General features: G+C 65.2%; 14 protein-coding genes. 3 read left to right on the top strand and 11 right to left on the bottom strand.

The window, feature by feature from the left end; translation table 11 throughout:
- Positions 1–14: 14 nt before the first annotated feature.
- Complete coding sequence (locus tag B3098_RS22780) at positions 15–839, top strand: DUF6708 domain-containing protein (protein WP_286899118.1); 825 nt, start codon at positions 15–17, stop codon at positions 837–839.
- A 50-nt stretch (positions 840–889) separates the two neighbouring features.
- Here B3098_RS22780 and B3098_RS22785 read toward each other — a convergent pair whose 3' ends face one another.
- Positions 890–1,444: an NADPH-dependent FMN reductase gene (locus tag B3098_RS22785; protein ID WP_286899119.1), complete on the bottom strand. Its 555-nt coding sequence runs from the start codon at positions 1,442–1,444 to the stop codon at positions 890–892.
- 127 nt (positions 1,445–1,571) lie between these two features.
- Positions 1,572–1,946 carry an oxalurate catabolism protein HpxZ gene (gene hpxZ, locus B3098_RS22790; RefSeq protein ID WP_105239804.1) on the bottom strand — a complete coding sequence of 125 codons (375 nt, stop codon included), beginning with the start codon at positions 1,944–1,946 and terminating at the stop codon, positions 1,572–1,574.
- A gap of 201 nt (positions 1,947–2,147) precedes the next feature.
- On the opposite strand from hpxZ, the gene B3098_RS22795 reads away from it, so the two are divergent.
- Complete coding sequence (locus B3098_RS22795; RefSeq protein ID WP_191579228.1) at positions 2,148–2,687, top strand: antibiotic biosynthesis monooxygenase; 540 nt, start codon at positions 2,148–2,150, stop codon at positions 2,685–2,687.
- A 262-nt stretch (positions 2,688–2,949) separates the two neighbouring features.
- On the opposite strand, the gene B3098_RS22800 is transcribed toward B3098_RS22795, so the two are convergent.
- From B3098_RS22800 to B3098_RS22825, 6 genes are read right to left on the bottom strand one after another with little or no spacing between them, the layout of a single operon-like run.
- Entirely contained in the window at positions 2,950–3,657 is a 708-nt protein-coding gene (locus tag B3098_RS22800) for a GntR family transcriptional regulator (RefSeq protein WP_175124264.1), read from the bottom strand.
- A 33-nt stretch (positions 3,658–3,690) separates the two neighbouring features.
- The gene (locus B3098_RS22805) at positions 3,691–5,079 is read right to left on the bottom strand and encodes an AtzE family amidohydrolase (protein WP_286899122.1); all 1,389 of its coding nucleotides are present in this window, start codon (positions 5,077–5,079) and stop codon (positions 3,691–3,693) included.
- Positions 5,076–5,258 (bottom strand): DUF4089 domain-containing protein, encoded by a 183-nt coding sequence (locus tag B3098_RS22810; RefSeq protein ID WP_056563598.1) that lies wholly within the window; start codon positions 5,256–5,258, stop codon positions 5,076–5,078. Before B3098_RS22810 ends, B3098_RS22805 begins: the two co-directional genes overlap by 4 nt.
- A 42-nt stretch (positions 5,259–5,300) precedes the next feature.
- Complete coding sequence (locus B3098_RS22815; protein ID WP_175186462.1) at positions 5,301–6,122, bottom strand: ABC transporter ATP-binding protein; 822 nt, start codon at positions 6,120–6,122, stop codon at positions 5,301–5,303.
- Complete coding sequence (locus B3098_RS22820) at positions 6,123–6,992, bottom strand: ABC transporter permease (RefSeq protein WP_376784659.1); 870 nt, start codon at positions 6,990–6,992, stop codon at positions 6,123–6,125.
- Positions 6,993–6,995: 3 nt separating this feature from the next.
- Positions 6,996–8,003, bottom strand: coding sequence for an ABC transporter substrate-binding protein (locus tag B3098_RS22825; RefSeq protein ID WP_286899125.1), 1,008 nt, complete (start codon positions 8,001–8,003; stop codon positions 6,996–6,998).
- A gap of 257 nt (positions 8,004–8,260) precedes the next feature.
- Here B3098_RS22825 and B3098_RS22830 point away from each other — a divergent pair, with 257 nt between their 5' ends.
- The gene (locus B3098_RS22830) at positions 8,261–9,172 is read left to right on the top strand and encodes a LysR family transcriptional regulator (RefSeq protein ID WP_286899127.1); all 912 of its coding nucleotides are present in this window, start codon (positions 8,261–8,263) and stop codon (positions 9,170–9,172) included.
- A 7-nt stretch (positions 9,173–9,179) separates the two neighbouring features.
- On the opposite strand, the gene B3098_RS22835 is transcribed toward B3098_RS22830, so the two are convergent.
- The 3 genes from B3098_RS22835 to B3098_RS22845 form a co-directional block, all read right to left on the bottom strand.
- The gene (locus B3098_RS22835) at positions 9,180–10,139 is read right to left on the bottom strand and encodes a Bug family tripartite tricarboxylate transporter substrate binding protein (protein ID WP_286899128.1); all 960 of its coding nucleotides are present in this window, start codon (positions 10,137–10,139) and stop codon (positions 9,180–9,182) included.
- Between the two features lie 97 nt (positions 10,140–10,236).
- Positions 10,237–11,037, bottom strand: a complete 801-nt coding sequence (locus B3098_RS22840; RefSeq protein ID WP_175138615.1) for a class II aldolase/adducin family protein — start codon at positions 11,035–11,037, stop codon at positions 10,237–10,239.
- Positions 11,038–11,144: 107 nt separating this feature from the next.
- A complete protein-coding gene (locus tag B3098_RS22845) occupies positions 11,145–12,071 on the bottom strand; it encodes a LysR family transcriptional regulator (protein WP_286899130.1) in 927 nt (308 codons plus the stop codon).
- Positions 12,072–12,090: the final 19 nt, after the last annotated feature.

Genomic DNA, 12,090 nt, shown 5'->3' on the forward strand with positions numbered 1-12,090 from the left:
TAGCAGATTCCGCGATGATGGGAAAGCTGCACGCGTCGGCCGTTATTGGGTGCGGGGTAGCGGCGGCGTGCTATTTCATGGCGGCGGCGCTTGGATATGCCTGGTTTAGTTACGGTCTTCTGATTACTGTTGCCTCTGTCTGGATCTTTATGCTTCTGGTGCTGGTGATGAGGGTTCGGATGATAAAAAATTCATCCGACTTCGTATTTGACCGGTCTAGTAAAAAGGTCTACTACAGACAACGCGGGCAGGTAATTTCTGGCGACTGGAGTTCAGCGACAGCCGGTCATCAGTCAGAGGTGGAATTTACCGGCAGGGCAGTAGTCGTAGTACATTCTTTGATAATCAGAATGCAGGCCGAATCAACCAGTATTGGCAATGCTGTAACGAAGCCGGTTTCACTGTTCGTTTCGATCGAAAGCAATGAGCCGACCGAGCCGTTCGAGATATATGTCGCGCAAGTATGGGAGTTCGTTCGAATTTTCATGGATAAAGGTCCAGATGAACTGCCTGAACCTGGTAAATCTAGCTGGTGGAACAGTCCGAACGTTCGCATCTGCCTGACTCCCGCCGAAGCGTTGTGCCATTACTTGCCTTGGCGCACGGGGGAGCCCAATGAGATGCAAGGAAAGAGCAATTGGCTCTTGCCTCTGTGGCTCGTGTTTTTCCCCTACAACATGTTCTGCGCACTGTGTTGGTACGTGGTGTGCCGAGTGATGAAGGTCCAAGGAATGCCGCCACCGATGCACTTCGCGGGGTCTGAAAATCCCGATTCAAGTCGGATTTCTGACCAAAAAAAACCCCTCGACGAATCGAGGGGCTTGATCGCCCGGAGGTAGGTCGGGCGATCGGCGCCGGCACGCTGCGCGTCGCCGGCGTCGGCGGCAGATCAGCTGTTGAATTTTTTGACCCAGTCGACGTAGCGGTCCACCCAGCCCTGCAGGAACTTGCGGGTGCCTTCGTTGGTGATGTTGAACTGGTCGTCGACCAGGCCTTCGGAATACTGCAGGAAGACTTCCGGCGTGGTGAGGGCGTTGGCGCCTTCGGCGGCCAGGATGTTGCGCAGGTGTTGCTGCATCATGGCGGTGCCAGCGGCGCTGGGCGATGCGCCCACGATGCCGATGGCCTTGCCGGGCCACGAGTTCTGGCCCCACGGGCGCGAGCCCCAGTCGATGCCGTTCTTGATGGCGGCCGGGACCGAGCGGTTGTGCTCGGGCGAGACGAAGAGGATGCCTTGCGCGTCGGCGATCTGCTGCTTGAGCTTGGCGGCGGGCGCGGGGAGGTTGTTTTCGTTGTCCTGGTTGTAGAGCGGGATGTCGCCCAGGCTCACATACTCGAACTTGAAGTCGGCCGGAACCAGCTTTTCCAGCGCACGCGCCAGGCGCAGATTGATCGAGGCGGCTCGAAGGCTTCCGACAAAGACTGCAATCTTGTATGTGCTCATGAGCGTGTGCTCCAACGAGGGAAAAAGGAACAGCCAGTGTAGACCTGCACGGGGCCAGGCTCAATGCCGATTGCGCATATTCATATGGCGTCGTCGGTCGCGAGTCATGCCAAGGCCTATGGCCGCGTCAGGTCATCAAACTGACATGCGCCGCCACCACGCGCCAGCCTTGCGGCGTGCGCATCCAGGTCTGGCTTTGGCGTCCGATGCGCGTGCTGCCTTCGCGCTGGAATTCCAGGTTCGCGGTGGCGAAGTCCTGGCCATAGGTGGTGATGGCGGTGCGCAGGACCTCTCTTGCAAGGCCTTGCGGGGAACGCTGTGCGCGGAAGGCGCGGATCTCGTCGTAACCGTAGAGGTTTTCGCCGGCGCCGTAACGCAGGGTGTGAGGGCTGTTCCAGAACAGGGTGTCGAGCACTTGCACGTCGTTGGAAACCAGTGCGGCTTCGTAGCGTTCAACCGCGGCCGTGACTTCGGCCAAGACGTCGGGTAGGTTGATGTCCATTGCTGCTTATCTCCGATATGCACCGAACTGGTGCGTCGAGTAGGGGTTATCACCAATATGGGGTGTGTTGCGGTGCGCAATTACTCGGGCCATCTGGCTGAATGACACCGCCAAGGGGGCAAATGCTGCGCCGCAAGGCTGGCACACGGATTGCTAGGGTTAACGTGCATAACACGCTGCACGCTGCCCAGGAGTTCCGCCATGTCTCATTCTGCCGTTTCCGGTCCGGTCACCATGCTGGTGACGCGCCACATCGCGCCCGAGCGCTATAGCGATTTCCTGTCCTGGATGCGTCAGGGCGAAATCCTGGCGGCGGGTTTTCCGGGGTTTCTCGGATCTGGCGTGCTGCAGCCGCCGGAAGGCGGCGATGAGTATCAGATCGTGCTGCGCTTCACCGACGAGGCCAGCCTGAACCGATGGGAAAAGTCCTTGCCACGCCGCATGTGGCTGGAGCGCGGCGCAACGCTGGTGCGCGCGAGTCACGAGCATCGGGTGAGCGGCACGGCTGGGTGGTTTGCGCCGAAAGCCAGCACGCCGCCGCGCTGGAAGCAGGCGGTCAGCATCTGGCTGGCCTACTTTCCGGTGCTGCTGGTGTTCTCGGTGTTGGTGAGCGAGCACTTGAGCATCCTGCCGGTGTTCTGGCGTGTGTTGATCACGAGCGTGATATTGACGCCCATCATGGTGTTTGTCTGCATACCCGTCATCACGCGCGTGCTGCACCGCTGGTTGCGCGCCAGCTGAACCGGGCCGGCGTGGCGGCCGCCCGACGCGCGGCCTGAAAGCGCGAAAGCCCGAAAGCGTGAAAGCCCGAAAGCGCGAAAGCCCGAAAGCGCGAAAGCCCGAAAGCGCGAAAGCCCAAAAGCGCGAAAGCCCAAAAGCCCGAGAGCCCAAAAGCCCGAGAGCCCAAAAGCCCAAAAGCGCGAAGGTTCCAAAGCCCAAAAGCCCGAAAGCCCGCGCGCCCGAAGCCCGAATATTGGCAACTTCCCAGGCCCCCCGCCCGCCTTCACGCCGCCTTTGCGCGGCGTGTCGCGTACAGCCGGTGCAACGTAATCTTGCGCACGGCCTCCTGACTGTCCTTGATATGCGCGCGCAGCAGCGCCGCGGCGCTCGCGCCGTCGCGCGCCAGTACGGCGGACAGGATCGCGGCGTGTTCCCGGTAGGTGGTGCCGATTCGATCGGGCTGGGTGAAGTCGAGCCGGCGCACGATGCGGATCCGCTCGGTTGCCGCCCGATGCACCCGTGCGATCTCTGGGTTGCCGGCGGCCGCCACCAATTCGATGTGAAAGCGCTCGTCCAGGTCGGCCAGCCATTCGCAATCGCTGGACCGCTCGCTCTCATCCACCAGCCACGTCTCCACGAGCGGGCGCAGCGCCAGCAGCGGATCGGGCGATTGCCCGGGCGTGCACAGCGCATGAACCGCTGCCGCTTCCAGCACGCTGCGCAGCTCATAGAAATGATCCAGCGTTTCAAAATCCAGCGGCTTGACCAGCCACCCATTGCGTTGCCGCACCTCCAGATAGCCTTCGCGCTCTAGCCGGAACAGCGCCTCACGGACCGGCGTCCGGCTGACCTGAAGCCGGTCCGCGATCTCCGTTTCGGTGAAGCGGTCGCCCGGCGCCAGCCGGAACTCCAGGATGTCGCGCTTGAGCGTGGTGTAAGCGGAGTCGGCCAGCGTGCGTGGCATGTCGATGGCGGCGAATGCGGATTCCATGTCGAAGCTCCAGGCGTTGCGGTGTAGAAAACGTCAGACTGGCCGTGTGCGTGCCGCGCCAGCCTGCTCCAGCGTGTAGGCCGCGCGCAGGCAATCGGCTTCGCGCCAGGGCGCGGCGATCAGTTGCACGCCGAGCGGCAGGTGGCCGTCTTCGTCCAGTTCCGGCCACGTGGGCGCCGTGCAGACCGGCAGACCGATGGCGGAAATGGGTTGCGTCAATAGCCCCATGCTGGCGCGGGCGGGCAGTTGCTTGCCCGCGAGTGTTAGCCAATCCGCGCCGATGGGTGTGGCGCTGACGGGCGTGGCTGGCGCGATCAGCACATCGTATTGGTCGAAAAGGGCCAGCGCCTCGAGGTAGGCGCGATGGCGCACGCGCTGCGCCTGCTGCACCCAGGCTGCTGGGACGAGGCTGCCGGCGACCAGGCGGTCGCGCGAGTGCGGTTCGTAGTAGTCGTAATGCGTGACGAGCCGGCGGCGGTGCAGCGCGCCGCCTTCCGCCGCGGTGATGATGAAGGCGGCGGAGCGCGCCTGCACGGCGGCCGGCATGTCGACCACGTCGGTCGCGCCCAGGGCGCGCGCGGCGATTTCCACGGCGCGGCGCGCCTGGGGACCCGCCCATTCCGAAAAGTAGCCGCCCAGCACCGCGACGCGCAGCCGTCCATTGCCTTCCGCGATGGCCGGCAACGTGGGCGCCGCCGGGCGCTGCGCGCAGGCGACGTCCGCGGCATCGGGGCCTTGCAGTGCGTCGTAGGCGGCGGCCAGGTCGCTGGCGCTGTTTGCAAACGGACCCAGATGATCCAGGCTGCCCACGAACGGGAAGGAACCCGTGCGCGGCAGGCGGCCAAAGGTGGGCTTCAAGCCAAAGACGCCGCACAGCGAGGCAGGCACGCGGATCGAACCGTTGGTGTCCGATCCCAGGGTCAGCGGCACCAGCCCGCCGGCGACGGCGGCGGCGCTGCCGCCGGACGAGCCGCCCGCGATGCGCGAGGTGTCGTGCGGATTGCGGCAGGCGCCGTAATGGGTGTTTTCCGTGGTGAAGCCGTAGGCGTGCTCGTCCATGTTGAGCGCGCCGATCAGCACGGCGCCCGCCTCACGCATGCGCTCGACCAGCAGCGCGTCGCGCCGAGCGGGCGGGTTGGAGGCGTTGACGCGCCCGCCGGCCAGCGTGACCTCGTCGGCGATATCGAAGAGATTCTTCACGGCGTACGGCACGCCCGCCAAGGGCGGCAACGTTTCGCCGCGTGCGCGGCGCGCGTCGATGGCCAGGGCTTCCTGCCGCGCGCGGCTTTCCGTGACGGCCGTGAAGCAGTTGTAGCGGGGATCGCGCTCGCGCACGCGGGCAAGCGTGGCGTCCAGCACGGCGGCGGCGCTGCGTTCGCCGCTGCGGACCTGGCGGGCGATGTCGTGAGCGGGGCCGGTCACGGACGGAACACCGAAGCGGATTCCAGTTCCACGGGCAGCGGCTCGTCGGCGAAGGTCGACGCGATGTCGTGGATGCGCGAGAACTGCTGCACGACCTGCTCGGCGGCGGACTCGCGCAACGCATATCCCGACAGCGCCAGCGCGCTGCGCACGTATTGGTCGATGGTTTCCTGTGTCATGGCGAATGCTCCCGGTATTGGCTTGGGATTAATAGCGTGGAATCACTTGCGCACTTCGCGCTGGAAGATTTCCAGGCTCAGTTTCTTCATCTGGATGAAGCTTGGCTCGGACAGCGTCTCGACCGTGCGCGGCCGCGCGTCCGTGTAGTCCAGGATCTCCGCGACGCGCGTGGGGCGCTTGGTCAAGAGCAGTACCTGATCCGCCAGGTACACCGCTTCCTCCAGGTCATGCGAGACAAGCAGCATGGTCGTGCCGGTCTGCAGGAAGACTTCCTGCAGCTTTTCTCGGATGAACAGCGTCATCTCGAAATCCAACGCGGAAAACGGTTCGTCCAGGAACAGCACCTCGGGTCCGGGGGCCAGCGCGCGCATGATGGACGCGGTCTGCTGCTGTCCGCCCGACAGCTCGTACGGATAGCGGTTCAGGTCGAACTTCACGTCGAACGACGCCACCAGTTCTTCGACCCGCGCATCGACCTGGGCCTTGCTGCGGCCTTCCAGGCGCAGCGGGTAGGCGATGTTGTCGATGGTGCGCAGCCACGGGAACATGGCTTCGCGGTAGTTCTGGAACACGTAGCCGATCTTGGTCTGCGCCAGCGATTTGCCGTCGAACAGGATCTCGCCGGCATCGATGGGGATCAGGCCGGCGATCATGTTGATCAGCGTGGACTTGCCGCAGCCGTTGGGGCCGAAGACTGAGACGATCTTGCCCTTGGGGATGTCGAGGTTGAAGTCTTCATAGAGCGGCCAGCCGGCGAAATACTTGGTCAGGCCGCGGATGGTGATGTGCGTGCCCAGCGGGCCGGGCTGGAAGGGCGCGGCGGCTGGCGCGGGGGCGATGACGGGGTTGATGACGGTGGACATTTATCGGCCGCTCCAATGAACCACGCGCTTTTCCAGCACGAGAAAAAGGATGTTGAGCACATAGCCGAGCGCGCCGGCCGCCAGGATTGCGGCGTACATTTCGCGCACGTTCAGCACCTGCTGCGCATTGATGATGCGATTGCCCAGGCCGCTGTCCGAACCGATGAACATCTCGGCCACGATCACGATGACCAGCGCCATCGACACGCCGCTGCGCAGGCCGACAAACGTGGGCTGCAGGCTTTCCCAGATCAGCACGTCCTTGAAGATCTGCCAGCGTGACGCGCCCATCACGCGCGCTGCCATCACGCGCTGCTTGCGGGCGTTGATGACGCCGTACGCGCTGTTGAACAGGATCACCAGCACGGCCGCGAAGGCGGCGATGGCGATTTTGTTCATGTCGGTCACGCCGAAGATCATCAGGAACAGCGGGATCAGGGCGGAGGACGGCGTGGACCGGAAGAAGTCCACCAGGAACTCGACGCTGCGGTAGGCCTTTTCATTGCTGCCGAGCAGCACGCCCAGCGGCACGCCGATCACGCCGGCCATCAGGAAGGCCTGGACGGTGCGGTTCAGCGACGACAGAAAGTCAGCCAGCAGCGGGCCGCCCGCCATGCCCTTGACCAGCGCCACGATGGTCGCGCTGGGCGTGGGCAGCAACACCGGACTGACAAGCTGCAGGCGGACCACCAGGTCCCACACCACAAAGAGCGCGAGCGGGCCGATCAGCGGCAGCAGGCGCGAGGTGTCGAACTTGCGCGGCGGCTTGGACATAACCGGTTGCGCCTTGGCGGGCTGCGTCTTCGCCGACGCGGGGGCAGAGGCCTGGGAGGGGGCGGGCGTGGCGCCCGTAGCCGTGGTTGCGGTCATGGATCAACCCTTGTAGAGCATGGTCGAGACGTCGACCTTCTGCGCGAAGACGCCCTTGTCGGTGAACAGGTCGAAGAACTTCTGGAAGTACTGCACGTCGCTGGGCGTGAACTCGTTGTGCAGCGTGTAGGCGGCCAGCGGCACTTCCTCGGTCATCGGGCCTTCGATGGCGGTGTAGCCCTTCAGGAAGGGGCGCGCCTCTTCAGGCTTGGTGCGGATCAGTTCAATGCCGCGCGCATACGCGGCGATGAATTTCTTGCTTTCCTCGGGATGCTTCTTCAGGAAGGCGGTGGTCAGCGAAGCCGAACCGCCGAACCACGGCGCCATCGGATCGCCCAGGACGTATTTGGCGATGACGCCGGTCTCCAGGACGCGGGTCGTGCCGTTCAGGCGGCCCACCGTGCCCGTGGGTTCCAGCGTGTAGCACGCGTCCAACTGGCCGGCGGCAACCGCGGCGACGTGCTGGCTGATCGCCAACTCGACCACGGTTGCCCCCGTTGCGCCGGCGCGCTCCAGGACTGCTTTGGCCAGCGTGGAATTCTGGATGCCGGGACCAGAACCGACCTTTTTCCCCTTGAGGTCTGCGATGGATTTGATGGGACTGTCTTTTGCGACGATGAACTCATCCAGCACGTTCTTGGCGTTGCTGGGATTGGACGCAAAAATCTTGAACAGGCCAGGCGAAGCGATCTCGCCGATGGCCAGGTTGGCCGAGCCCGTGCCGTTGGCGCTGCCATCGGCGCGGCCCGCAAGCATGGCTTCCATGACCTGCTGCGCGCCCGCGAACTTCAGCGCCTCGACGTTCAGGCCGGCCTCCTTGAAATAGCCTTTCTCGATCGCGGCGTAGAACGGCAGGCCAGCGGCCACGGGCCAGAAGCCGATGCGGATGACCGGACCCGATTGCGCGCGCACCAGCGCCGGGGCGGCGAGCGCCGCCGCGCCCATGGCGGCGCCCTGGATCAGGCGGCGGCGGGTGGCGTTGAAGGCGAAGGGTGCATTGCGATGGATCATGTAAGGCTCCTGGGCTGCTTGATTGGGGGCGCTTGTAGACAAGCTTGCATACCAGTCATCAAGCAATAGCCGTGCCAGGTTTTGCGCGGGGCGGCTTCTCCCATGACGCCGGGTCACGCCGCCTCAGGCTGGTGCCCGGCGTGAACCAAGTTGGTGCAGGGCGCACCACATAAGGGGACATAACGTGTCCTCTCGCCGTGTCCGCTCGCCGGCAACGACGCGTCCCGCCGCGGCCGCGTTGGCAGTAGCATCGGCGCATGAACACGCGTTTTGTCGAAGCCTTTCTGTGGTCCGCGCGGCTGGGAAGTTTTCGCGCCGCGAGCGATCGCCTGCATATCACGCAGGCGGCCGTGGCCAACCGCATCGCATCGCTGGAAGAGGACATCGGCGCGCGCCTGTTCGAACGTGACGCCAAGGAACTGAAGCTCACGGCGGTCGGTACGCGGCTGCTGGATTACGGCGAGCGTCTGCTCGAGATCCGCCAGCAGATCCTGTCGCTGGGCAAGCGCGGCGACGAGGTCGCCGGTTTGGTGCGGATCGGCGCCATCGAGACCGTGGTGCATACGTGGCTGATCGGCTTTCTGTCGAACCTGCGGTCCACGTATCCCGGCATCGAGGTCCAGCTGACGTCCGAGACGGTGCGCGCCCTGCATCGCGGGTTGCGCGAAGGCACGCTGGATATCGCGTTCCAGACCGACGTGCTGAACGACACGGGCATCATCAGCATGCCCTGTCTGCCGATGGAGATGGGCTGGGTTGGGTCGCCAGGCAGCGAGGAGACGATGACGGCGCACGATCTGCTCGGCGAGCCGGTGCTGACGATGAGCCCGGGATCGCAGCCGCACGAGGCGCTGAAGGCCCTGTACCGCGAGGTCGGCATGCCGCAGGGCAAGGTGCATTTCGTCAGTTCGATCTCGGCGCTGGCGCGGCTGGTGCGCAGCGGCTTCGGCCGTGCGCTCGTGCCGTTGCCGCCCATGTACGAGTACGTTGCGCGCGGCGAGATCCAGGTCATCCGCACCGATCTGCCGGTGCCGCCGCAGCTGTTGGTGGTGAGCTATCTGGAAAGCGGCGGCTCGGACGCGATCCGGCTGGTGGCGGAACTGGCGTGCCGCGCCTCGGATCAGTTCACGGCCGCCGTCGTGGCCCCGGGTATGGGATCAGCCCATTAACCGAGCGTCAATGCGCCTGCGGGTCGAACTTGCGTACCAGCACGGCCCACTTGTCGTGCTCGCCCTTGATGAACGTGGCGAATTGCGCTGGCGTGCCGCCGACAGGCTCGGCGCCTTCGCGAATCATCTGCTCGTTCAATGCGGGCAACGACGCGTTGACTTCGCGGTTGACCAATTCCACCACCTGCTGCGGCGTGCCCTTGGGCGCAAAGAAACCAAACCACGAGCCGGCGTCAAAGCCTGGATACCCCGATTCGGCGATGGTCGGCAGTTCGGGCAGGGTGGCGGACCGCTGCAACGTGCTGACCGCCAGCGCGCGCAGCTTGCCCGAACGGATGTGGCCGATCACGGACGGAATGGTGGCGAACATGAAGTCGATGCGGCCGGCCAGCAGATCGTTGACCGCGTCCGCGCCCTTGTAGGGCACGTGCGTGGCGTTCACCTTCAGTTCGTCCATCAGCATGTAGCTGGACAGGTGCGAAGACGTGCCCACGCCGGTCGAACTGTAGTTCAGTTCCCGTGCGCCCTTGACGTATTTCAGGAAGCCCTGGATGTCCTTGGCGGGCGAGGAGGGTGGCACTACCAGCACGTTGGGAACGGTGGCGATCTGCACCATCGGGATCAGGTCGGTCAGCGGGTCGTAGTTCAGCTTGTTCAGCGTGGGATTGACGGCGATGGGGCCGACCGAGTTCACGATCAGCGTGTGCCCGTCGGGCGCGGCGCGCACCACGTATTCAGTGCCGATGTTGCCGCCCGCGCCGGGCTTGTTTTCCACGACGAAGGGCTGGCCCAGCTTCTGCGTCAGCGTGTTCGTGACGCTGCGCGTAAGCGTGTCGGTGGTGCCGCCGGGCGAGAACGCCACGATGACCTTGACCGGCTTGTCGGGGTAGCCGGCGGCGCTGGCGGCGGGCGCGATACAGGCGCCCGCCAGCGCCGCGCAAGCCAGCAGGGCTTGGGCAGTGTTCATGAATGTCTCCTCGCGTGGTCGTTGTCGCGTGGGATATCGCGCCGTGCCGCCACGCCGGCCGGCGCTGGAAATGTTCAGGGGGATTCCGGGCGCGGCCTCAGTCCCGGTAGCCGGGGTCTATGCGGTCCAGCTTGCGCAGCAGCGCGGGCCACTCCATGACGCCATACGGGCGGCGCGTGCCAGGCTGGTAGTTGTTCCAGGTGGCCTCCAGGACGGGCGGCGGCACGGCTTGCAGCGGGGCGCCCGTCGCCATCGCCGCCAACTGCGAGCGGCAGGCCAGTTCCAGACGGTGCATCCAGTTGAAGGCCTCGCCCACGGTGCGTCCCACGGTCAGCGCGCCGTGATTGCGCAGGATCAGCGCCTCGCCCTGGCCCAGGTCCTCGAGCAGCGACGCCTGTTCCTCGGTGCCCAGCACCACGCCCTGGTAGTCGTGGTAACCGATCTTCAGGAAGCGCATGGCCGTTTGCGTCAGCGGCAGCAGGCCGCACTCTAGCGACGACACGGCCATCGATGCCCAGCTGTGCGTGTGGATGACGCAGTCGACCTCGTGGCGGTGGGCGTGGACCGCGCTGTGGATCACGTAGCCGGCCTTGTTGATGCCGTAGTCCAGATCGCCGAAATCGGGCTTGGACAGAATGGTGCCGTCCACGTCGACCTTGATGAGGCTGGACGCGGTGATTTCCTCGTACATCATCCCGTAGGGGTTGATGAGGAAGGCGTTGTCCTCGCCGGGCACGCGGGACGAGATATGGTTGGCCATCATGTCGGCCATGCCGTAGAGCTCGACCAGGCGATAACAGGCGGCAAGGTCCACCCGGGCCTGCCATTCCGCTTCGGAGCAGTGCGCCCGCATGGAGGAAATGCCCAGCCGGCCGGGACGAGAGGGGGAAGTGGTCATCGGATTTCGTGAAGGTTGATGGTCGCATGCACCGCGCTGCGACTTGATGTGGATCAATTTATCTTCAGAAAATCCGACCGCCTAGGCATCCCGAGGCTATGGGGGCATCACGAATCCAGAAGGGTTGCCCCCGGCCAGCCGCCGTGCCGGACCAGTCCGCGCATGGCGTCCAGCAGCACCACCCGCGCGGCCAGCGCGGCGGGCGACAGCTCGTCGTCACTGATGCAGTAGATGTGGTTGCGGCGGAACAGATAGGGATCATCGATGGGGTGCATGCTGAGCAGGCCGGTCTCGACGCGGGCCACGGCCGCGCCGGGCTGGACGGTCGCGATCGGATGGGCCTGCACCAGGTCCATCAGCGTCGTCAGGCCGTCGACCTCGACGCCGATCCAGGGTTCGATGCCGGCCCGCTCGAAGGCCGCTTCGACCCAGGCGCGCAGCCCATGCGCCTTGCTGGTGACGGCGAGCGGCAATCCGGCCAGATCGGTCATACGGACCGGCTCGCCATCGGGTCGCTCCACCATGCCGCGCGGCGCCAGCAGGAACAGACGCTCGTCCAGCACGGGCACCACGCTGCGGCCCTGCGCGGTGTCGTTCTGGAACAGCACGGCCAGGTCCAGTCGGCGGGCGTTAAGCAGGTCGCCCAGATTGCCCGACAGCCCCTCGACCAGATGCAGGCGCACGTTGGGATAGCGCTCGGTCATGGCGGCGTAGAACGGGCGGGCCAGCAGCGACGCGGTGGTGGGCGCAAAGCCGACGCTGACGGTGCCGGCCAATCGCGCCTCGCGCGCGGCCGCCACGGCGCTTTCCGCGTGGCGCAGGGTCAGTTGGGCCTGGCGCAGGAAAGCGGCGCCGGCCGGGGTGGTGGTCACGCCGGTGGGGCTGCGGGTCAGCAGCCGCGTCGCCAGCTCGCTCTCCAACCGGCTGATCTGCTGACTGAGCGCGGACGCGACCACCCCGAGGTCGCGCGCGGCGCGGCCGATGCTGCCCAGCTCGGCGACGCGGACGAAGTAACGGAGTTGGCGCAGTTCCATGAGGCGATTTCCAGGCTGA

The sequence above is a fragment of the Achromobacter sp. UBA2119 genome (genome assembly GCF_002331005.1).
Classification (GTDB): Bacteria; Pseudomonadota; Gammaproteobacteria; order Burkholderiales; family Burkholderiaceae_B; genus Achromobacter; species Achromobacter animicus.